This window comes from Ruegeria sp. HKCCA5426 (assembly GCF_013034585.1).
In the GTDB taxonomy this organism is placed as follows: Bacteria; Pseudomonadota; Alphaproteobacteria; order Rhodobacterales; family Rhodobacteraceae; genus Ruegeria.
Map to the genome: position 1 here is coordinate 32755 of NZ_WQGH01000015.1, position 21081 is coordinate 53835.

Sequence of the window (21081 nt, forward strand, 5' to 3'; positions counted from 1 at the left end):
GGGCAGGCGGCGTAAATTTGGTTGACCGTGCCGGGTAATTATTCAGCCAGACTGACTGCTGTATAAAGCTTCCGAAACCGCGCCAACCGTTCGAACAATGGTGCCATATCCGCCGGTTCAAACATGTCTGTTGTTGGTGGTTGAAATGCAAGGTCAGCTCTGTCCAATGCACCTTCTCCAAAAGCCGCCAGCCGGACGGCGCCATATGCCGGACCGGAATCTGCCCCATCCGACCTCACAACCGGCTTTTCGGTCACTGTCGCGATCAGTCTCAACAGCAGTTCTGATTTGCTGCCTCCTCCGATTGCTGCGAGTTCCGGCAATTCTTTAATACTGTCACCGAAACTCTGTGCCGCATCGGCAAAGCAGAAGGCAATCGCTTCCACCACGGAACGGCAGATGTCTGCGCGTGTTGTGGAATCCTCCAGGCCAAAGAAACAGGCTCGGATATGCGGGTCGCCATGCGGGCTACGTTCCCCCGTTAGATAGGGCAGAAAAATTGGTACACGGTCCCCGCTGACCGTTTCGGCAAGCGCGACAACTTCGGCTGCGGACAGTCCCAATTGACCGCCAATCCATGAAATAGGCCTCGCGCCATTCAACATCGCTGCCATTTGATACCAACGGTCGGGCAAAGTGTGCGCAAAAGCATGTACGTAACGTTCGGGATTGGGTTTGTAGGCCCGGTCCGCCACGAACAACTGGCCGGAAGTTCCTAAAGAGATGAAACCTCGCCCCGGTTCGGTGGCGCCCAAAGACACTGCCCCGGTTGCTGCATCTCCACCTCCTGCAACGACTGGCGTGCCGGGTTTCAAGCCCGTCTCAGTTGCCGCTTGCGCTGACACAGCCCCAACGCAATTGTGGCCATCGAATATCTGCGGAAGCCAGTCCCCTGCAACATCAGTGGCTTCGACGATACCGGCGTGCCAGTCGCGCGACGCTTGATCGAGCCACAATGTTCCGGCGGCATCGGATGCGTCGGTTGCCAACTCTCCATGCAGGCGCAACCCAACATAGTCCTTGGGCAGCAGAATATGGGAAAGTTTTGCATAGTTGGCAGGCTCATGTTTTTTCAACCAAGCAATTTTGGGCGCGGTAAAGCCCGGCAAGGGAGGGACGCCGGCAATATGACCAATCTCCGGCTGGGCCGCGCGTAGGTCCTCACATTCCTGTACTGCCCTGCTGTCATTCCACAGGATTGCCGGGCGGATTGGGCGCAAATCACGGTTCAGCAAAACGGCTCCGTGCATCTGGCCTGACAACCCGATCGCTTTCACCTCGGACAGCGTGATTTGCCCAGATAGTTGGTCCAAGGCGTCGCGTGTCGCCTGCCACCAAAGATCCGGATGCTGCTCTGACCAACCGGGCTGCGGTGAGGACGTTTTTATCCCTACAGAAGACGTCGTCAGAATTCGATCAGTGTCTGCACAGACAAGTTTGACCGCAGACGTTCCGATGTCGATCCCGAGATACATTCAAACCCCTTACCTGCACTAAAGTTCGGAACTTGTCTTACTATTGATCTTTTTGCCGCGCGCAAAGAATATGTAAAAATAGGATAAGATCAAGGCGGCTCAGGTCGGCAGGCAGACAGGTATGACCAAGATAAAGAACATGGAAGAGTTCGCAGCCCTCAGCGGTATCTCGCGGCCAACGGTGTCCAAATACTTCCACGATCCCGATAGCGTTCGCCCAACGACGAGGGCGCGGATAGAAGAGGCGTTGGAGCGGTTTGACTACCGCCCAAACATCTATGCAGTGAACCAGAACCGCAAGCTGACCAAGAATATCGGCATCGTCGTACCCTATCTGGCCGATCCGTTCTTTGCCGAAATCGCACGGTATCTAGAGCAAAGCTGTATCGCGGCAGGCTATCGCCCGTTTCTGTTCAGCTCTCATGGCGAACAAAAACTGGAAAATGAAATCCTGGACGGCTTGCAATCTTTGAAGCCTGCGGGCGTTTTGTTGGCGCCTTTGGGACGTATCTCGGACAAGTCCGCGATCGAGAAATTCTGCGCCAGAGTGCCGACGGTTTTGTTTGACAGCAATCTCGACGGTTTGGGCGCGGCGTTTATCGGGTCCGACAACTTCAGCTTTGTGTCTCAGACCGTGGAATACATGACCCGCACGGGTGAGCCGCCTTCGTTCTTCGAAATGCGGACACCTGCGAACCCCAATGCCAATAAGCGACGTAAGGCTTATGTAGACGTAATGGACCGACTGGGCTTTGAGCCTCATGTGATCAAAATTGAAGGCACGGGCTGGGCCTTTGAAGAGATTGGCCGAAAGGGTGCGCTCAAGATTTTGGGTGAACGCAAGCTGCGCACGGATTCGGTCCTGTGCAGCAATGACCGATTGGCCATCGGTTTTCTGGCGGCGTGTTTCGAACAGGGGATTCGGGTTGGGCGGAAAGACGATTGTGCATTGCGGGTGGCGTCGAACGACGATCATCCGTTCGCAAAATTCACATGTCCGTCGCTGACAACCGCCGCGCATGACTATGATAATGTGGCGGCGCGAAGCGTCGAAACGCTTTTTGAACTTATTGAAAACGGTGGAAAATTTGAGAAACGGACAGAAACCCTTTTCCCGGCGCGATTGGTCCTGAGGGAATCTGCATGACAGTTAAAAATTAACGCGCGTAAAGTTTTTATTGACGGCGCGACAAATCCTGAACTAGGCTCTCTGCACAGCATCCAAGCTCAGGGAGGACAGGGATGTACTTGAAACACGCACTTCGTGCGGCGACTGCGCTGACTTTCGTCGCAACGGCAGCGGCCCACGCACAATCCATAACGATCGCAACCGTAAACAACGGCGATATGATCCGGATGCAGGGCTATACCGACAAATTCACCGAAGCGACGGGCGTTGAAGTCGAATGGGTGACGCTGGAAGAGAACGTTTTGCGCCAGCGCGTGACCACCGACATCACCACCAAGGGTGGCCAGTTCGACATCATGACAATCGGCATGTACGAAACCCCGATCTGGGGTGCGAACGGCTGGCTGGTTCCGCTGGATGGTTTGTCAGAGGAATATGACGTCGGTGACATCCTGCCTGCTATGTCGGGCGGTCTGAGCCATGACGGAACACTTTTTGCTGCGCCGTTTTACGGCGAAAGCTCGATGATCATGTATCGCACCGACTTGATGGAAAAAGCAGGCATGGAAATGCCCGAAGCGCCAAGTTGGCAATTCATCAAAGAGGCCGCTGCGGCCATGACTGACCGGGACGCTGACATCAACGGCATCTGCCTGCGTGGTAAAGCCGGGTGGGGTGAAGGTGGCGCGTTCATCACGGCCATGTCCAACTCGTTCGGCGCACGCTGGTTCGACGAAGATTGGAAGCCCCAGTTTGATCAGCCTGAATGGTCCGACACGCTGAATTTCTACGTTGAAATGATGACAGAATCCGGTCCCGCAGGCTATGCGACCAACGGGTTCAACGAGAACCTGTCATTGTTCCAACAGGGTAAATGCGGCATGTGGATCGACGCCACTGTTGCGGCGTCATTTGTGACTAACCCCGATGACTCGACCGTTGCGGACAGCGTTGATTTTGCTCTGGCACCCGACACCGGATTGGGCAAGCGCTCCAACTGGCTTTGGGCTTGGGCACTGGCCATTCCGGCCGGTACACAGCAAGAAGACGCGGCCAAGCAATTCATCGAATGGGCCACGTCAAAAGACTACATCGAGTTGGTCGCAGAAAACGAAGGCTGGGCAAATGTCCCACCGGGCGCGCGATCTTCTTTGTATGAGAACCCGGAATACCAGAAGGTTCCATTTGCCAAGATGACATTGGACTCGATCCTGTCGGCTGATCCGAATAACCCGACGGTCAAGCCGGTGCCATATGTCGGCATTCAGTTTGCGGCGATCCCGGAATTTGCAGGTATTGCGACGCAAGTCAGCCAGGAGTTCTCAGCCGTCTATGCCGGACAGCAAACGGTTGAGGAAGCTCTGGCCAAAGCGCAGGCTTTCACAGCCGAAGAAATGGAAGCCGCAGGGTACTGAGGCCTCCTCCCCGGCGGGCGGGCAGCATTGATGCCCCCCGCAATTCTCTTCCACGACTAGCGTTTTTCTCGCAGGCTAAGCTACGCCTGAAAATAGAGGGTTTGCGTTATGGCAACTCAACATTCCCGCTCGGTTGCTCGCCTGATGATGGCACCTGCAGTGGTCCTGCTGCTTGGCTGGATGCTCGTGCCGCTGACGATGACGCTTTATTTCTCCTTCAAGAAATATCTGCCTCTGCGCGGTGGGGATCTGGGCTGGGTTGGAATTGACAACTACGTTCGGTTCGTGTCGTCCAGCTCCTTCTGGCCCGCAGTTCAGGCAACGCTGGTGATCGTCGGAGGCGTTCTGATCATTACTGTTATCCTGGGCATCCTACTGGCAATGCTTCTGGATCAACCGATGTGGGGCCAAGGTATTGTCCGCATCCTCGTGATCGCGCCCTTCTTCGTTATGCCAACGGTATCCGCGCTGGTCTGGAAGAACATGTTCATGGACCCCGTCAACGGTCTGTTGGCCCACCTGTGGCGCTTTTTTGGGGCCGAGCCGATCTCGTGGTTGTCCGAGGCATCCATGACCTCGATCATCATGATCGTGTCCTGGCAGTGGTTGCCCTTTGCCACGCTCATCCTGCTAACCGCGATCCAATCGCTGGACAGCGAGCAGTTGGAAGCAGCCGAGATGGATGGTGCGCCGGTACTGAAGCGCTTCTACCACATCATCCTGCCGCATCTGAGCCGGGCGATCACCATCGTGATCCTGATCCAAACAATCTTTCTTCTGTCGATCTTTGCCGAAATCTTCGTGACCACCGGCGGCGCATTCGGCACCCGCACACTCACCTACCTGATCTTCCAGCGTGTGCTGGAAAGCCAGAACGTTGGCCTCGGATCAGCCGGAGGTGTCTACGCAATCATCTTAGCCAACATCGTTGCGATCTTCCTGATGCGCATCGTCGGCAAGAACCTGGACGCGTGAGGAGGTAAGACCATGGCCCGCGCTGTCACCACCCGCCGTAAATCGCTGAATACCGCTCTCGCTTGGGCCGTTGGTTTGCTGATCTTTTTCCCGATCCTCTGGACCATCCTGACCAGCTTCAAGACCGAGGCGCAGGCGATTGCCAGCCCACCGCTGTTCTTGAACTTCAATTGGACGTTGGAAAACTATGCCATCGTGCAGGAACGCTCGGACTATATGCGGTTCTTGTGGAATTCGGTCATTATCGCCGGGGGCTCGACTGTTCTGGGTGTGATCATCGCCGTCCCCGCCGCATGGGCCATGGCCTTCGTGCCCTCGAAACGCACCAAAGACATCCTACTGTGGATGCTGTCCACGAAGATGCTGCCAGCGGTTGGCGTTCTCTATCCGATCTACCTGCTGTTCATTCGGCTGGGACTGCTGGACACGCGCGGAGGGTTGGTCGTGGTCCTGATGCTGATCAACCTGCCGATCATTGTCTGGATGCTTTACACTTATTTCCGCGAAATCCCCGGCGAAATTCTGGAGGCCGCGCGGATGGACGGGGCGACCTTGAAAGAGGAAATCCTCTATGTCCTGACGCCCATGGCTATCCCCGGCATCGCCTCGACCGTCTTGCTGAACTTCATACTAGCCTGGAACGAGGCGTTCTGGACCCTCAACCTGACCGCCGTCGACGCGGCCCCATTGACGGCCTTTATCGCCAGCTATTCCAGCCCCGAGGGCCTGTTCTTTGCCAAACTTAGCGCGGCCTCGACAATGGCAATTGCACCAATCCTGATCCTTGGCTGGTTCAGCCAGAAACAACTTGTCCGCGGCCTGACCTTCGGCGCTGTGAAATAAGGAACACGACACATGGGACGCATCCAACTCAAGTCCGTGACCAAAAGCTTCGGCGATGTGCAGGTCATTCCACCACTTGACCTGACCATCGAAGATGGCGAGTTCACTGTCTTCGTCGGTCCGTCAGGTTGCGGCAAATCAACCCTGCTGCGTCTGATCGCGGGGCTGGAGGACATTACCTCGGGCTCCATCGACATCGACGGTTCTGATGCCACCGATGTCCCGCCGGCGAAACGAGGGCTGGCGATGGTGTTCCAATCCTATGCTTTGTATCCGCATATGACGGTGCGTAAGAACATCGCTTTTCCCCTTCGGATGGCAAAACTGGATCAGGCCGAGATCGACAAACGCGTCGAAGGTGCCGCCAGCGTCCTGAACCTGACCGACTATCTGGACCGCCGCCCAGGACAGCTATCGGGCGGCCAACGCCAGCGGGTTGCCATCGGGCGCGCGATTGTGCGCGAACCGGCGGCATTTCTGTTCGACGAACCTCTGTCCAACCTCGACGCGGCGCTGCGGGTCGGTATGCGGCTAGAGATCAGCGAATTGCACGAACGCCTCGCCACCACAATGATCTACGTAACCCACGATCAGGTCGAAGCCATGACCATGGCCGACAAGATTGTCGTCCTTCAGGCTGGCGTTATCGAACAGGTCGGGAGCCCGCTAGAGCTGTACCGGACACCGCGCAACCTGTTTGTTGCGGGCTTCATCGGCTCCCCCAAAATGAACTTCATTGAGGGCGAAGAGGCCGCGAAACACGGCGCTCAGACCATCGGAATACGGCCTGAGCATATCACAGTTTCAGAAGCCGAAGGGGACTGGTCCGGGGTGGTGAGCGTTTCCGAACATCTGGGCTCGGATACATTTTTCCATGTCCACGAAACCGGGCTGGCCGATACGATCACTGTCCGCGCAGATGGCGAGGTCGGTTTCCGACATGGCGACCGCATTCACCTGACACCACGCGCCGATGTGATCCACCGGTTCGATGCGAAAGGCTTGCGGATCGAATGACACGTCTGGCTGGTAAAACCGCCCTGATAACAGGGGCTGCGCGCGGCATAGGGCTGGCCTTTGCCAAAGCCTATGTTGCTGAAGGCGCCCGTGTCGCGATCGCCGATATCGACATCCAGCGCGCGCAGCGGGCCGCGACCGAGATCGGCGTGACGGCTTTAGCAATCGAGATGGACGTGACAAACCAGCAATGTATCGACGACGCCATCACCCGTACGGCATCCCATTTCGGCCCGATCGACATATTGATCAACAACGCGGCGATCTTCACTGCCGCTCCGATTGTTGAGATTGAGCGCGCCGACTACCAGCGTGTCTTCGACATCAACGTCGCCGGTGCCTTGTTCACCATGCAGGCCGTCGCGCGCCACATGATTGCGCATGGCACCAAAGGCAGGATCATCAACATGGCGTCGCAAGCCGGGCGGCGCGGTGAGCCTCTGGTCGCCGTTTATTGCGCCAGCAAGGCTGCGATCATTTCCCTGACTCAATCTGCGGGCCTGAACCTGATCTCAAACGGGATAAATGTGAACGCGATAGCTCCGGGTGTGGTGGATGGCGAACACTGGGACGGTGTCGATGCGTTCTTTGCCAAACACGAAGACAAACCTTCGGGGCAGAAGAAACGCGAAGTGGCGGCGGCCGTTCCCTATGGCCGCATGGGCCGGGCTGAAGACCTAACCGGGATGGCAGTGTTTCTAGCCTCGGACGAGGCCAAGTACATCGTCGCCCAGACCTACAATGTTGACGGCGGAAATTGGATGAGCTGATGACCCCTGTGGCAGATTCAACCCCTCCCATCCAGCTAAGGCGCGACAGGCTTGCAGACCTGCCAGCGACTGTCAGAACCCCTGCTTATCAACGTTCGGACCTGACGCCGGGCATCGTCCATATCGGGCTTGGCAATTTCCACCGCGCCCATCAGGCTTGGTACATTCATCAGCTTTTGCAGCAGGGCCAGGCCCGCGATTGGGCCATCATTGGAGCAGGCGTACGCAGTTATGATGCCAAGATGCGCGAGAAGTTGCAGGCGCAAGATTGTCTGACCACCCTGATTGAGCTGGATCCCAAAGGAGTATCCGCAGAGGTCATAGGCCCGTTGATTGATTACCTGCCGATCGAAGAGGACAACGCCGCGCTTATCCGGGCGATGGCTGATCCGTCTATTCGGATTGTGTCCCTGACTGTGACCGAGGGCGGCTATTTCCTTAGTGCAAGCACCGGCGGTTTGGACACGGATCACGATGATATCCGCTATGATGCCGCAAACCCAAACCATCCGCGAACGGTTTTTGGTGCAATGGTCGCAGCGCTCGGGATACGCCGCGCGAACGGCTTGTCCCCCTTCACCGCGCTGAGCTGTGATAATCTCCAGGGTAATGGCACTATCCTTCGAAATTGTATTGTAGGACTGGCCCACCTGTCGGACCCTAATCTGGCCGATTGGATCGACCGGAACGGTGCTTTTCCCAATTCGATGGTGGACTGCATCGTGCCGGCAACGACTGACCAGGTGATTGCGCAATGCCAAGCGTTTGGTGTTGATGATCACGCTCCGGTTTCGCACGAGAACTTTCGTCAATGGGTCATCGAGGATGACTTCTGCGCCGGACGACCGTCGCTTGAACATGTAGGTGTCACACTGACCAAGGATGTTCACGCGTATGAGGCATTGAAGCTTCGCATATTGAACGGGGGCCACCAACTGCTCGCGAATGTCGGGGAGATACTGAATGTCCCCACGATTTCGGCCTGTATGCAAGACCCCGACATAGCGGCGTTTTTCAGAAAAGTTCAAATCGAAGAAATTCTACCTCAGGTCGACGCTGTTCCTGGAACGACCCCGCAAGAGTACCTTGGGCTGGTTGAACGTCGGTTTGAAAACACTGCAATTCACGACACAACGCGCCGAGTCGCGTTCGACGGATCGGCGCGACACCCTGGGTTCGTTCTGCCCTCGGTGCGTGATGCAATTGCTTCAGGCTCTTCTATAAACGGACTCGCTCTAGCAGAAGCTTTTTGGTGCAGGATGTGCGCAGGGATTCGCGAAGACGGCTCAGAGATCGCCCCCAATGATCCCGTTTGGGAGGATCTGAGAAAAACGGCGCTGGCGGCCAAAGCTGATCCAGGTCTTTGGCTTGAGCAGGACCTGTATTGTGGCGAATTTGGCCATGGTGCACAGTTTATTGCAGCCTTTTCCGGGTGGTTAAACGAGATTTGGAAAAGTGGGAGCAGAGCAGTTCTTGCCCAATATGTCTCCCATAACTCTTTTTCGTTCTAGCTTCCTGGAACTTCTAACATGCAACCACGGGACACATTGATTTTCGCCCCTTTCAGCGGTTGTGGTATGGAGCGGCATTGGTCACGAAGGGCTCGCTGCGAACGTTAGCGGAATTTTTCGAATGATCGCCCAACAGGACACAGCAGCCTTGCTGGTTCTCACAATGGATCAACAAAAACCGCCTCCATCTGATACCCGATATCAAGTGATGAAATACCATCGGAAAATCCAATCGAGCGTACCGTATCACCCCTAACCAATTGCCCAGAAATAGCCACCGCCTGGAATAAGCCGTTTACCAAAAAACCTTCCGGATAATTGACCACTATCATTTGATTTCGCGACGGAGGGGGTGTGTGAACACATGCTCCTGCAAAAGGAACCAAAACAAACTCAGTTATCTTTGTGTCGGAGAAGTTCAGAGGTAAAACGAAGCCGGAAATTTCAATATTTTGACCCAGAAGACGATCATTCAAGTCATTGCGACTGGAGTCCATCATTTTGCCGAACGCTGCTACATCAGTAACTTTGGCGGCACCGTCGATGCCAACACTGTTTAGCGCCGACAGTGCTATTTTTTCGCCCTGTAGCACATGCGGGGAAAGAGCTTTACCGGCTTCCCGCATCTTTGCTGTATGCACGAGAACTCCCACCAATCTGGCTTCGTCTGCGGTTAGGCCGTAATACGGGTTCTTCTGCGACGATAGGTTGTTGCCTAGATCAGTCCAATCAACCGGTCGAGCAGGCCCGGCGAAACTTGCTGAACCTAGCAACGTGAGGATCAGCATTATTGACGGAATTCGCATTGGCTCCGCTTTAATTGGCAAACGGGTTTGGTATTGTGATGTCTTCGGTCAAAGGCCACTCGCGTACAAGCTCTGGCTTTTTCTCAGGTGGATACCAGAGTTCTGGGTCTATCTCGTTGGCCTCAATAGTTTCGTTAATCACATCGTAAACTTGATGTTTTGGAGCCGGGAACGTGATCTCATCATCTGTACACACTGGTCGTGGAACCTGATTGGATTCACCTGTGACCCCCTCGCGCCACCATACTTTTCCGTCACCGTGCAAGTTGAAAACGACGAGGTCAGGCGCACCGAACGCAAACGCTCCTTTATAATGGTAGCGCACCTCGGCAACCGTTTCGTTGTTGAAAACATCGTCATAGCTGTAGTGCGAGGCGACACAGACTTTAGGCTGAGTCTGCTCACAGATATAACCTAGGCCATAGGCTGGCGTGTGCGATGTGTCGATTGTGTACGCCGCCATTGCAGCCGGCATTCCCAGTGCACGAGAGGTAACAGAGACAGTGGCGGTTTGAACTTCGCTGATCAGCATGTCCACGCCTCCACAATACTTTATCGTCAAGCTGTTCGGACGGTTGTCACCTGTGTAGCAAAGGCTTTTACCATTCCAATCCAATCTGTAGCTCGTCGCGCCATCTTTGGTGTGCGATGTTGGCCAATGGGTGACTTTGACCCCGTTGGCTTCGTACACCGTCCCACCCTCATCCATGTAGTCGAATTCCACTACATTAGGGTTATAGCCTTCGCCGACGGGCCAGGCATTAAAGCTATCTTGGTGCCACGATGTCATGGCCATCATGCTGTCGACGAAATGCTGCGTTCCATACTGAGGTTCGGACCCGCTCGGGCCGTAAATATTCAATGGTGTGTAACCACCTTGAATGGGACGGAACATCGTGAAGTAGGGCAGGTCGCTCACGTGATCCATATGAAGGTGGGAAATGAAGACGTGATTGATTGTATTGAAGGGAACGGAGAAGCTGTTGTAGTTCCGCAGTGAACCAATCCCCATGTCAAAAACGAAACGATTACCATTTCCGAGCTCGACATAAATGCTCATCCCGGATTGATCCTGTGATGGGTAGTATGTCGAACCCATGAAGCTCGCGCGGATCTCATTGTCCTGCAATTCTTCAGTTCCGGGATAGTAAAGCATGGCTGCATTAAAGTGGGATGCAGCCTCGACGTGAGGAACCATCGTCTCGCCTTCAATCCATCGTCCTTCAGGATTTCCCGCTTGGTTGAAGAACTCGATTGCATTCTGCATCTCTGGGGTTGGCTGCTCCTGAGCAAGCGCTTCGATTGACTGGGAAAAAGTCAGAAAACCCGCGGCGCAGACTGCCTTCAATCCGTTCATGATAAGTGCCCCTCTTGTCCTGTGCAGATTGCTTTGGGAGGTTAACCGAGGATAACGGATTTTCAAAACGTGCTTCCGTTGCGGCTACTGAAAGTAGGGCTTCCCGAGGCATAGCTCAAAGCAGTCGGTGAAGCGTCATGGACAAGATGCCATATGCGAACGACTGGCTAGAGGTCAAAATAACTAGTCCGGTCTTAATAGGACAGCGCGAAAGGTGGACTGGACTTACAACCCGACCAATCGCAGTCCTTTCCAGTTTCCTGCTTCAAATCTATGCACGCTTCATCGACTTCTTCTTCTAGATATGCGCGATCGTCGTCGGCCTCGTCGCGAACTTCTTCAGCTTCGCCCTCCAATTCCTCTCGAACTTCACCGCCCACTTTCTCGTCTGTGTCCTTCACAGCGTCGCGCGCATCGCCGTGGATCCGATCCCCATCAACCCGATCCCCCCCCCATCGTCCACGCGGTCATGCGCTCTATCGCTAACATCATGTGTTTCGGCGGAAAAGCACAGCCAATGGATGTTAGCGACTGGGAATTTCGCTCAAACGGGAGGACGGCAGTTCGGCTACTCGGCGAATGCGCGACACAGGCTTTGTTTTGTCCGGTTCATTCGGCGGCGTTCCCGCCATCATCGTCACTTAGAATTTTGCGCGAACCTCGGCTGCGATGCAGCTTGATACGGTCGGGGTATCAGAGACACTATCAGAACCAGTGGTCGTCGCACCTGAACCGACAAACCCAGCGGATGGTCCCGGATCGACATCGTCGCTAGAGACCGTGTTCTTTGGCGACTCAGAAACGGTCAGCGTGACCCCGTAAGAGTTGGATCGGGATGTCGTCACAGGGTTTGAGGCTGGCAAATCGCTTGTCATCGAAGGGGTCGAGGTCAGCCGCTCGAACATTCGGTTCAACCGCAACTCGGACTTGGAAATTAACGCAGATGGCGATGGCGGTACGGATTTGACAATCCTGCCGGGCCTTGCGCCCGGATTCCGTATTGCGGATAGTGCGGTCAACAGGATCGTCTTGGGTTTTTCGTTGTTCAAGACGAGGCCGCGCGGGCGGCAGATCTGCTTGATGCCGATGATCTTGGTTTCATCGCCAGCAACGGCGGCTTGGCCGATGTGGATGATGAGTTCGACTTTGTATCGACGGTGAACGGGGATTCGGCGGGCGTTACCACTTTCCACTCGGAAAAGGCGACATTGAACGCCGATGATTAGCAACACGCGGTGCCCAGAACCGCCAGGGGCGGTGAGGCAATGATCATCGGATTCGAAGATCTGACCGTTGCCGGGGGCTTTGATTTCGAAGATGTTGTCTTCTTCGTTACACGTGTTGAGGCGGACGCCGTTTAATCTTGCGTATGGCGGGCGCAAGTAAATCAACGACAGGATGATAAAGCCGAAGGAGATTTCGGCTTCGTTCCGCGTTCAAATTCCCCAAGACACAACAAAATCAAGCGCGGGCTGCGTGCCTGCCCAACTGTTGAAGGCCGCTGAGGACAAGGCGATCCCTCGCAACTTTCCCAAGTTGATGAAAAAACATCTTGCAACCGGTTGCAAAGAGAAACATGCTGCGCGCGAAGACTGGATTCGGAGAAGCTGCATGCTCAAGATCGGATTGTTAGGGGCCGGACGGATTGGTCGTGTACATGCGCAAGCCATCAGTGAGCATCCTAAAAGCGTATTGGCTGCGGTGTCAGATGCCGTTCCCAAAGCGGCAGAAAGTCTGGCGGGAGAATATCAGGCCGAAACACGCAGTTCGGAAGACATCATCGCGGATGCGTCCATTGATGCGGTTCTGATTGCCACGCCCACCGATACACATTCCGACCTCATCGAGGCGGCGACTCGCGCGGGAAAAGCCGTACTTTGCGAAAAACCCGTCGATCTGGACCTGAATCGGGCTATTGCGTGTCAGACAAACGCATCGGAAACCGGTCAGCCGGTTATGGTCGGGTTCAACCGTCGGTTTGATCCCAATTTCTCGGCACTAAAAGCCTCGTTCGAGGCAGGAGAGATTGGCAAGGCGGAATTGCTGTCGATCACGTCCTTTGACCCGGCCCCGCCACCTATCAGCTACGTCAAAGTCTCGGGCGGTTTGTTCCGGGATATGATGATCCACGATTTCGACATGGCAAACTATTTGATGGGGCAGTTGCCCACAGTGATTTCAGCTGTCGGAACATCAGTTGTCGACCCTGAGATTGGTCAGGCGGGGGACTATGATACCGCTGTTGTTACAATGACTTACGCAGATGGTCGGGTCGCTGCAATCAAGAATTCTAGACGCGCCGTGTATGGTTATGACCAGCGGGTTGAGCTGTTGGGGTCGAAGGGGCTGCTTCAGGCGCACAACATCCTGGAAAACTCGGTGGTGAAGTCGACGGCGGATGGTGTTGTCGGTGCCAAGCCGACCTACTTTTTACTGGAACGTTACATGACTGCTTACCGGACAGAATGGGGCGCATTTGTTGACGCCGTACAAGCCGGGTCGGATATGCCGGTTACTCTGGAAGACGGCGTCGCAGCACTGGCGACGGCCGAAGCTGCGACCCGTTCGGCGCGTTCCGGAATGCCGGTCATGCTGAGTGATGTTTTGAAACCGGTTGCAAAATGATTGGATTTCCTGAAACTGGACACAGCCCCGGTTCACTTGGGGGCGGAGGAGATTCGGCCAATGCCGAATGACTGGGGCTGAAGCCCAGACAATACGATTGACAGTTCTATTGGGAGGAATGGAAATGAAAACGTTCGTAAAAGGGGTTCTGATGGCCAGCGCCGTCGCATTCGCCGGTGCCACAGGCGCGGCAGCGGAGGGCGAGAAGTACATTCTGATCAGCCACGCCCCGGACAGTGACAGCTGGTGGAACACCATCAAAAACGGCATCGCCTTGGCGGGCGAGCAAATGGGCGTTGAGGTTGAATACCGCAACCCGCCGACCGGTGACCTTGCAGACATGGCGCGGATCATTGATCAGGCCGCAGCATCGGGACCAAACGGCATCATCACTACCCTGGCTGACCCGGACATTCTGGAAGGCCCGATCAAGGCGGCCGTGGATTCTGGCATCGACGTCATCATCATGAACACCGGGACACCGGAAAAGGCGCGTGAAGTTGGCGCGCTGATGTATGTTGGCCAGCCTGAATATGACGCCGGTTTTGCTGCAGGCCAACGGGCCAAAGACGATGGCATCGGATCCTTCCTGTGTGTGAACCATTACATCGTGCAGCCGTCCAGCCAGGAACGTTGCCAGGGCTTTGCCGACGGTCTGGGTATCGAGTTGGGCGAGCAGATGATCGACGCGGGTCAGGACCCGGCCGAGATTAAGAATCGTGTTCTGGCGTATCTGTCGGCCAACCCTGAAACAGAAGCAGTTCTGACGCTTGGCCCGACCTCGGCGGACCCGACCATTCTGGCGCTGGAAGAAAACGGCATGGCCGGCGACATCTACTTTGGCACCTTTGACTTAGGTGGCGAGATCGTCAAAGGCATCAAAAGCGGTGTGATCCAGTGGGGCATCGACCAGCAGCCCTTCCTGCAGGCTTACCTGCCGGTTGTCGTGATGGCTAACTACCACCGTTACGGCGTTCTGCCGGGCAACAACATCAACTCGGGTCCCGGTTTCGTGACCGCAGACGGGTTGGAAAAGATCGAAGAATTCGCGGGCGAATACCGCTGATCTTTAGAACTGTGCGGACGCCGGATGTGTGTCCGCACCCCCTTATTCAAGCATTCAGAACGAAGCGCGAAGGAGGCAACAATGGCTGAGTCAGCGCAAACCGTAAGCGGCGGCGACGAGCGGATCAAAGAGATCTCACCCCTGCGCCGAGCCCTGATCCGCCCGGAATTGGGTGGCATGGTCGGCACGGTGGCAGTGTTCACGTTTTTCCTGCTGTTCGCCTTTGATAGCGGCATGTTCACCGCTCAGGGCGTGATGAACTGGTCCGTGGTCTCTGCGCAGTTCATGATCATTGCCGTAGGTGCGTGTTTGTTGATGATCGCGGGCGAATTTGATTTGTCCGTTGGTTCGATGATCGGCTTTGCAGGCATGATGATCGCGATCTTTTCCGTCACGCTCAGCTGGCCGGTCTGGATGGCCATTATTGTAACCTTCGCGCTTTGCGTATCGATCGGGGCGGTCAACGGGTACATTGTCGTGCGTACCGGCCTGCCCAGTTTTATCGTGACGTTGGCATTCCTATTCATTCTGCGCGGCTTCACCATCTACCTGCCTCAGACCATCGAGCGGAAAACCATCATCGGCGGTATCCGCGACGTGGCCGAGGGCGATTGGCTGGCGTCGGTGTTCGGCGGCAAAGTTGGTCAGGGCTTTTTCGTCTGGCTCGGTGACAACGGCCTGATCGAAACCTTTGAACGCGGCACGCGTCAAGGTCAGCCTGTGGTCGACGGTATTCCGATGCTGCTGATTTGGGCACTGGTGATCATCATCTTTGGCCATGTGCTGCTGACCAAAACCAAGTTCGGAAACTGGATCTTTGCCTCGGGCGGAGACGCCGAGGCCGCAAGGAACTCGGGTGTTCCTGTGAACCGGGTCAAGGTGTTGATGTTCATGTTCACCGCCTTCTGTGCGACCGTCTTTGCGACCTGTCAGGTGATGGAGTTCGGCTCGGCCGGTGCGGACCGGGGCCTGCTCAAAGAGTTCGAGGCCATTATCGCGGTGGTGATCGGTGGCGCGTTGCTGACCGGCGGCTATGGCTCGGTTCTGGGTGCGGCTCTCGGGGCGCTGATCTTTGGTGTGGTTCAGCAGGGGTTGTTCTTTGCAGGGGTCGAAAGCTCGCTGTTCCGGGTGTTCCTTGGCGTGATCCTGCTGGGCGCCGTAATCCTGAACACCTACATCCGTCGCATCATCACGGGAGAACGCTGAGATGACCGAAGATACCAAATTCCATCACGGCGACGCCCAGGACCAGAAACCAATCATTCGGATGGTAGACATTCAGAAACACTTTGGCTCTGTGATCGCCCTTGCCGGTGTCAGCTTTGATCTGAAACCTGGGGAGTGTCACTGTCTGCTGGGCGACAATGGTGCGGGCAAATCGACCTTCATCAAGACCATGTCCGGAGTCCACAAACCAACAGCAGGTGAGATCTTCTTCGAAGATAAGCCCATGCATTTCGAAGACCCGCGTGACGCCATTGCAGCCGGGATCGCGACGGTACACCAGCACCTGGCGATGATCCCGCTGATGAGTGTCAGTCGGAATTTCTTCATGGGCAACGAACCCACGCGCAAAGTCGCCGGGATCAACTTCTTCGACAAGAAGCTGGCCGATGAAATCACCATGGAAGAGATGCGCAAGATGGGCATCAACCTGCGTGGGCCGGACCAGGCTGTAGGTACTTTGTCCGGTGGTGAGCGTCAGACAGTTGCAATTGCTCGTGCGGTGCATTTCGGCGCAAAGATCCTGATCCTGGACGAACCAACTTCGGCGTTGGGCGTGCGCCAGACGTCCAATGTTCTGGCGACCATCGACAAGGTGCGCAGTCAGGGTGTGGGTGTGGTTTTCATCAGCCACAACGTGCGTCACGCTCTGGCCGTCGGCGATCGCTTTACCGTGTTGAACAGGGGCCAGACGCTGGGCACCGCGAAACGGGGCGAAATTTCACCCGAGGAACTGCAGGACCTGATGGCAGGTGGTCAGGAGCTGGCCGAGCTGGAAGGGTCTTTGGGCGGCACGGTCTGACGCGTTCCCGCTTGGACTGTACATATTTGAGAAATTGGAATTCAACCGACTGGCCGGGGTGGCCTTAAGTTGAAAGGGATCACAATGGGCAAGACAATCAGACTGACCGCAGCGCAAGCTTTGGTCCGCTATCTGGGCGCGCAGATGAATGAGGCCGGAGAGCCATTCATAGCAGGTGTCTGGGCTATTTTTGGTCACGGCAATGTGGCCGGGCTGGGTGAGGCGTTGCATGCCGTAAAGGACAGGCTGCCGACCTATCGCGGCCACAATGAACAAACCATGGCGCATTGTGCCATCGCCTATGCCAAGCAAATGCGACGTACGAGGGCCATGGCTGTAACCTCGTCCATCGGGCCGGGTGCAACCAATATGGTGACGGCGGCCGCGCTGGCCCATGTGAACCGGTTGCCGATTCTGATCATTCCCGGCGATGTCTTCGCGACACGAGGTCCCGATCCTGTGCTGCAACAAATCGAGAGTTTTGGCGACGGTACGGTCAGCGCCAATGATTGCTTCAAACCAGTCAGCCGGTACTTTGATCGCATCTCACGGCCGGAACACTTGCTGACCGCGTTGCCGCGCGCGTTCCGCACGATGACGGACCCAGCTGAATGTGGGCCGGCGACTTTGGCTTTCTGTCAGGACGTTCAGGCCGAGGCGTACGATTATCCGGAAAGCTTCTTTGAACCGCGTGTCTGGTATCAGCGCCGCATCCGTCCGGATGAAGGCGAACTGGCCCGCGCTGTCGCGGCCATCAAGGTGGCCAAACGTCCGGTCATCGTCGCAGGGGGTGGGGTGCACTATTCGGGCGCGACGGATGCGCTGCAGAGTTTCGTGGAAACGCACAACATCCCGATTACGGAAACGCAGGCTGGTAAGTCCGCCTTGGCATGGGATCACCCGTTGAACCTTGGACCTGTAGGCGTGACCGGTGGCGAACCGGCCAATTCGATCTGCGCCGAGGCGGATCTTGTGCTGGCCGTTGGCTCTCGCCTGCAAGACTTCACCACCGGGTCTTGGGGCCTGTTTTCCAATCCGGAACGCGAGATGATCTGCCTGAATACGGCTGCCTATGACGCGGAAAAACACGGCGCTATGCCGTTGCAATCGGACGCGCGTGTTGGGCTGGAGGAATTGGGCGCAGCATTGCAGGGATACCGCGCCGATCCTGTGACGGCCTCGCTGAAGGCCGAATGGTACGGCAAGGTCGACAAGCTGACTGACGCGCCGGGCGACGGAAACGCGCTTCCAACAGATATGCAGGTTGTTGGCGCGGTTCAGCGGGCGTCACATGACGATACAGTTGTCATGTGCGCGGCGGGAACCATGCCGGGGGAACTCCACAAACTCTGGAAAGCGCCGCGCCCTGGTGCCTATCACATGGAGTACGGCTTTAGCTGCATGGGCTATGAGATTGCCGGCGCAATGGGAATTAAAATGGCTCAACCGGATCGCGATGTGATCTGCTTTACCGGCGACGGCACCTACATGATGGCGAATTCGGAAATGGCGACGGCGGCGATGATGGGTGTCTCGTTCACCGTAGTCATTACCGACAACCGTGGCTTTGGCTGCATCAACCGTCTTCAGATGGGCACTGGCGGAGCCGAGTTTAACAACCTTCTGGACCATGCAGTGCATGAGAACCCCTCGGCCATTGATTTCGCGGCCCACGCAGCGGCGATGGGGGCGACATCCGTCAAGGTTAGCTCGGTTGCTGAACTGGAAGGCGCGCTTGCCAAACGGGGCGATGTCAAAGGGCCCTATGTGGTTGTCATCGACACTGATCCGTACCCCTCGACCGAATACGGCGGTACGTGGTGGGAAGTGGCAGTTCCGGAAGTCAGCATCCGCCCCGAAGTGAACGAAAAACGCGCAGCCTATGAGCTGGCGATTAAGGAAAGAAACACGAAATGAGTGTGAAAATCGGGATTTCTCCGATCGCCTGGCAGAATGATGATTTGCCGGACCTGACGGCGGCTTACACGATGGAGCAAGCACTGAAGGAAGCGCGTGAGATCGGTTATGTCGGTGTCGAACGCGGCCAGCGTATGCCCAGTGATACCGAAGGGTTACGCGCCTATCTCGAAGGCAATAACATCGCGCTGTGCGGCGGGTGGTGCTCGGGCGCGTCGCTGGTCAACGATTTCGCGACAGAGCGCGAAGCGGTGCGCGAACAGGTTGAGCAGTTTGTTGCCCTGAATAGCCCATGCATCGTCTATGCCGAGTGTTCGAACACCGTTCAGGGGCAGGCTGAGACCCCGGTCAATAACCGACCCAAACTGTCCAAGGACGAGGTTCTGGTCTATGCCGACAAGATCACCGAACTGGCCAAATGGATGGGCGATCAGGGGATGCCGATGGCCTACCACCACCACATGGGCACGATCATCGAGACCGAGGATGACGTGAACTGGCTGATGGAAGGATCAGGACCTGAGGTAAAACTGTGCTTTGACACTGGCCACCTGTTGTTCGGCGGTGGCGATGTCATGGCGACCTTGAACCGTTGGGGGGACCGGGTCCATCATGTTCATTTTAAGGACATCCGTCCAACGGTTGTTCAGGATGTGCGTGAAAACGACCGCAGTTTTCTGGATGCCGTTGTTGCCGGTGCGTTCACTGTCCCGGGTGACGGGTGCATCGATTTTCAGGCGGTGGCGAACGCTTTGAAATCCATGGACTACGACGGCTGGATCGTGGTCGAGGCCGAGCAAGACCCGGCCAAGGCACCGCCCTACGAATACTCTAAGAAGGGCTACGAGCATATTCTCGAGGTCTGCGCGAAAGCAGGATTGGAGGTCCAAGCGTAACGATCGGCCCCGCGGTGCGACACCGAAGCCATGAAAAAGGGAGATGTCTCATGGTAAATCAGGAACTGGGTTTTGTTGGTTACTTCGACCGTGAATCCTGTGATCTGGATGAATTCAAGGTGTTGACCTCGCAGAGTCTGGCAGCCGAGGCGGTGCCCCATGCCGCCTCGATTAAAAAGAATGTTCCGATCTACGACATGCACGCATTGCGCCCGGAGCTGGAGAACGCAGGCAAGCGCAAAGCTCTGTTGGCCGAGTGGGGCTATGTTTTGGGTAAATCGGCCGGAGTGATCGCTCTGAAAGGAGCGTTCGCTGATACATCCGTCATCGACCGTGCCAGCGATGTTTTCCGCCAGATCATCGTAGAGGAACGTCAAAGCGGAGCTGGCGAAGGTGATCACTTCGCCGCCTCTGGCGCGAATGACCGGATCTGGAACGCGCTGCAAAAACAGTGCCTGCGCGACCCTGAAGGTTTTGCGCTCTATTTCGGGAATACGGCGATTGCGGCGGCGTGCGAGGCGTGGTTGGGACCAAATTTTCAGGTTACCGCTCAGATCAATCAGGTGCGTCCGGGCGGCAAGGCACAACAGGCGCATAGGGACTACCACCTGGGGTTTCAGAGCGCGGAAAGAGCAGCGAATTATCCCGCGCACGCTCATCTGGTCACGGCATCGCTGACATTGCAGGGCGCGGTCGCCCATTGCGATATGCCGGTGGAAAGCGGGCCAACCAAGCTGTTGCCCTTTTCCCAGTTGTATCCGCCGGGCTACCTTGCGTTCCACGACGAGAGCCACCGGACCCATTTTGAGGAAACCTGCATTCAGTTGCCGCTGGACAAGGGAGATGCCGTTTTCTTCAACCCCGCGCTGTTTCACGCGGCGGGCGAAAACCGCAGTGCGGATATCGACCGGATGGCCAACCTGTTGCAAATCTCATCCGCTTTTGGGCGCGCGATGGAGGCCATCGATCGGCGATCCATGTCCGAGGCGGTGTTCCCCTCGCTTGTCGCCTTGAAACAACGTGGTGAACTGAGTGGTCGCGCGCTGGACGCTACTATTGCAGCCACGGCAGAGGGCTATCCATTCCCGACCAATCTGGACACAGATCCACCAATCAATTGCAACGCTCCGGAAAGTCAGGCCGATATTCTACGTCGTGCGGTGGCCGAAGGATGGAGCGAAGGACAACTGGCCGAGGCGTTCTCGGCCCTACAAACAAGGCAAGCTGCCTGAGGAACTACAGGCGGGCCCGTC

At 56.2% G+C, this 21081-nt stretch carries 19 protein-coding genes; 14 read left to right on the forward strand and 5 right to left on the reverse strand.

Translation table 11 applies throughout. The annotated features are described in order from the left end of the window. Nucleotides 1-38 precede the first annotated feature (38 nt). Nucleotides 39-1475: a xylulokinase gene (gene xylB, locus GOV87_RS18825; protein WP_171212795.1), complete on the reverse strand. Its 1437-nt coding sequence runs from the start codon at nucleotides 1473-1475 to the stop codon at nucleotides 39-41. 121 nt (nucleotides 1476-1596) lie between these two features. On the opposite strand from xylB, the gene GOV87_RS18830 reads away from it, so the two are divergent. The 7 genes from GOV87_RS18830 to GOV87_RS18860 all read left to right on the forward strand — a co-directional run bounded on the left by GOV87_RS18830 (nucleotide 1597) and on the right by GOV87_RS18860 (nucleotide 9135). Then, nucleotides 1597-2622, forward strand: coding sequence for a LacI family DNA-binding transcriptional regulator (locus GOV87_RS18830; protein ID WP_171212796.1), 1026 nt, complete (start codon nucleotides 1597-1599; stop codon nucleotides 2620-2622). Between the two features lie 95 nt (nucleotides 2623-2717). Continuing rightward, complete coding sequence (locus GOV87_RS18835; RefSeq protein ID WP_171212797.1) at nucleotides 2718-4019, forward strand: sugar ABC transporter substrate-binding protein; 1302 nt, start codon at nucleotides 2718-2720, stop codon at nucleotides 4017-4019. A 108-nt stretch (nucleotides 4020-4127) separates the two neighbouring features. Continuing rightward, complete coding sequence (locus GOV87_RS18840; protein WP_171125479.1) at nucleotides 4128-4994, forward strand: carbohydrate ABC transporter permease; 867 nt, start codon at nucleotides 4128-4130, stop codon at nucleotides 4992-4994. A gap of 12 nt (nucleotides 4995-5006) precedes the next feature. Continuing rightward, nucleotides 5007-5837 carry a carbohydrate ABC transporter permease gene (locus GOV87_RS18845; RefSeq protein WP_170448185.1) on the forward strand — a complete coding sequence of 277 codons (831 nt, stop codon included), beginning with the start codon at nucleotides 5007-5009 and terminating at the stop codon, nucleotides 5835-5837. Nucleotides 5838-5849: 12 nt separating this feature from the next. After that, a complete protein-coding gene (locus GOV87_RS18850) occupies nucleotides 5850-6854 on the forward strand; it encodes an ABC transporter ATP-binding protein (RefSeq protein ID WP_171127047.1) in 1005 nt (334 codons plus the stop codon). Further along, the gene (locus tag GOV87_RS18855) at nucleotides 6851-7624 is read left to right on the forward strand and encodes an L-iditol 2-dehydrogenase (protein WP_171212798.1); all 774 of its coding nucleotides are present in this window, start codon (nucleotides 6851-6853) and stop codon (nucleotides 7622-7624) included. The genes GOV87_RS18850 and GOV87_RS18855 overlap by 4 nt, the downstream gene beginning before the upstream one ends. Further along, the gene (locus GOV87_RS18860; protein ID WP_171212799.1) at nucleotides 7624-9135 is read left to right on the forward strand and encodes a mannitol dehydrogenase family protein; all 1512 of its coding nucleotides are present in this window, start codon (nucleotides 7624-7626) and stop codon (nucleotides 9133-9135) included. The genes GOV87_RS18855 and GOV87_RS18860 overlap by 1 nt, the downstream gene beginning before the upstream one ends. A 158-nt stretch (nucleotides 9136-9293) precedes the next feature. On the opposite strand, the gene GOV87_RS18865 is transcribed toward GOV87_RS18860, so the two are convergent. The 4 genes from GOV87_RS18865 to GOV87_RS18880 all read right to left on the reverse strand — a co-directional run bounded on the left by GOV87_RS18865 (nucleotide 9294) and on the right by GOV87_RS18880 (nucleotide 12530). Then, nucleotides 9294-9941, reverse strand: coding sequence for a DUF3299 domain-containing protein (locus GOV87_RS18865; RefSeq protein WP_171212800.1), 648 nt, complete (start codon nucleotides 9939-9941; stop codon nucleotides 9294-9296). A 10-nt stretch (nucleotides 9942-9951) separates the two neighbouring features. After that, a complete protein-coding gene (gene gntH / locus GOV87_RS18870; RefSeq protein WP_171212801.1) occupies nucleotides 9952-11298 on the reverse strand; it encodes a guanitoxin biosynthesis MBL fold metallo-hydrolase GntH in 1347 nt (448 codons plus the stop codon). Between the two features lie 194 nt (nucleotides 11299-11492). Continuing rightward, nucleotides 11493-11699, reverse strand: a complete 207-nt coding sequence (locus GOV87_RS18875) for a hypothetical protein (protein WP_171212802.1) — start codon at nucleotides 11697-11699, stop codon at nucleotides 11493-11495. A gap of 240 nt (nucleotides 11700-11939) precedes the next feature. Continuing rightward, the gene (locus GOV87_RS18880) at nucleotides 11940-12530 is read right to left on the reverse strand and encodes a hypothetical protein (protein WP_171212803.1); all 591 of its coding nucleotides are present in this window, start codon (nucleotides 12528-12530) and stop codon (nucleotides 11940-11942) included. Nucleotides 12531-12909: 379 nt separating this feature from the next. On the opposite strand from GOV87_RS18880, the gene iolG reads away from it, so the two are divergent. The 7 genes from iolG (at nucleotide 12910) to GOV87_RS18915 (ending at nucleotide 21060) form a co-directional block, all read left to right on the forward strand. Further along, nucleotides 12910-13923 (forward strand): inositol 2-dehydrogenase, encoded by a 1014-nt coding sequence (iolG, locus tag GOV87_RS18885; RefSeq protein WP_171212804.1) that lies wholly within the window; start codon nucleotides 12910-12912, stop codon nucleotides 13921-13923. A gap of 124 nt (nucleotides 13924-14047) precedes the next feature. Beyond that, a complete protein-coding gene (locus tag GOV87_RS18890; protein ID WP_170427125.1) occupies nucleotides 14048-14989 on the forward strand; it encodes a sugar ABC transporter substrate-binding protein in 942 nt (313 codons plus the stop codon). 81 nt (nucleotides 14990-15070) lie between these two features. Further along, entirely contained in the window at nucleotides 15071-16195 is a 1125-nt protein-coding gene (locus tag GOV87_RS18895; protein WP_171212805.1) for an ABC transporter permease, read from the forward strand. A 1-nt stretch (nucleotide 16196) separates the two neighbouring features. Continuing rightward, nucleotides 16197-17015, forward strand: a complete 819-nt coding sequence (locus tag GOV87_RS18900) for an ATP-binding cassette domain-containing protein (RefSeq protein WP_170466954.1) — start codon at nucleotides 16197-16199, stop codon at nucleotides 17013-17015. Between the two features lie 84 nt (nucleotides 17016-17099). Next, a complete protein-coding gene (gene iolD, locus GOV87_RS18905; RefSeq protein WP_171212806.1) occupies nucleotides 17100-18932 on the forward strand; it encodes a 3D-(3,5/4)-trihydroxycyclohexane-1,2-dione acylhydrolase (decyclizing) in 1833 nt (610 codons plus the stop codon). Next, nucleotides 18929-19828: a myo-inosose-2 dehydratase gene (gene iolE / locus GOV87_RS18910; RefSeq protein WP_171212807.1), complete on the forward strand. Its 900-nt coding sequence runs from the start codon at nucleotides 18929-18931 to the stop codon at nucleotides 19826-19828. The genes iolD and iolE overlap by 4 nt, the downstream gene beginning before the upstream one ends. Nucleotides 19829-19878: 50 nt before the next feature. Next, nucleotides 19879-21060 (forward strand): phytanoyl-CoA dioxygenase family protein, encoded by a 1182-nt coding sequence (locus GOV87_RS18915; RefSeq protein ID WP_171212808.1) that lies wholly within the window; start codon nucleotides 19879-19881, stop codon nucleotides 21058-21060. Nucleotides 21061-21081 lie beyond the last annotated feature (21 nt).

What these genes read in the sequence shown, in the direction of transcription:
- GOV87_RS18915 (WP_171212808.1), top strand. Translation starts at nt 19,879, where the DNA reads ATGGTAAATCAGGAACTGGGTTTTGTTGGTTACTTCGACCGTGAATCC.
- xylB (WP_171212795.1), bottom strand. Translation starts at nt 1,475, where the DNA reads ATGTATCTCGGGATCGACATCGGAACGTCTGCGGTCAAACTTGTCTGT.
- GOV87_RS18890 (WP_170427125.1), top strand. Translation starts at nt 14,048, where the DNA reads ATGAAAACGTTCGTAAAAGGGGTTCTGATGGCCAGCGCCGTCGCATTC.
- GOV87_RS18840 (WP_171125479.1), top strand. Translation starts at nt 4,128, where the DNA reads ATGGCAACTCAACATTCCCGCTCGGTTGCTCGCCTGATGATGGCACCT.
- GOV87_RS18850 (WP_171127047.1), top strand. Translation starts at nt 5,850, where the DNA reads ATGGGACGCATCCAACTCAAGTCCGTGACCAAAAGCTTCGGCGATGTG.
- iolG (WP_171212804.1), top strand. Translation starts at nt 12,910, where the DNA reads ATGCTCAAGATCGGATTGTTAGGGGCCGGACGGATTGGTCGTGTACAT.
- gntH (WP_171212801.1), bottom strand. Translation starts at nt 11,298, where the DNA reads ATGAACGGATTGAAGGCAGTCTGCGCCGCGGGTTTTCTGACTTTTTCC.
- GOV87_RS18865 (WP_171212800.1), bottom strand. Translation starts at nt 9,941, where the DNA reads ATGCGAATTCCGTCAATAATGCTGATCCTCACGTTGCTAGGTTCAGCA.
- GOV87_RS18835 (WP_171212797.1), top strand. Translation starts at nt 2,718, where the DNA reads ATGTACTTGAAACACGCACTTCGTGCGGCGACTGCGCTGACTTTCGTC.
- GOV87_RS18895 (WP_171212805.1), top strand. Translation starts at nt 15,071, where the DNA reads ATGGCTGAGTCAGCGCAAACCGTAAGCGGCGGCGACGAGCGGATCAAA.
- iolE (WP_171212807.1), top strand. Translation starts at nt 18,929, where the DNA reads ATGAGTGTGAAAATCGGGATTTCTCCGATCGCCTGGCAGAATGATGAT.
- GOV87_RS18830 (WP_171212796.1), top strand. Translation starts at nt 1,597, where the DNA reads ATGACCAAGATAAAGAACATGGAAGAGTTCGCAGCCCTCAGCGGTATC.
- GOV87_RS18900 (WP_170466954.1), top strand. Translation starts at nt 16,197, where the DNA reads ATGACCGAAGATACCAAATTCCATCACGGCGACGCCCAGGACCAGAAA.
- GOV87_RS18855 (WP_171212798.1), top strand. Translation starts at nt 6,851, where the DNA reads ATGACACGTCTGGCTGGTAAAACCGCCCTGATAACAGGGGCTGCGCGC.
- GOV87_RS18860 (WP_171212799.1), top strand. Translation starts at nt 7,624, where the DNA reads ATGACCCCTGTGGCAGATTCAACCCCTCCCATCCAGCTAAGGCGCGAC.
- GOV87_RS18845 (WP_170448185.1), top strand. Translation starts at nt 5,007, where the DNA reads ATGGCCCGCGCTGTCACCACCCGCCGTAAATCGCTGAATACCGCTCTC.
- iolD (WP_171212806.1), top strand. Translation starts at nt 17,100, where the DNA reads ATGGGCAAGACAATCAGACTGACCGCAGCGCAAGCTTTGGTCCGCTAT.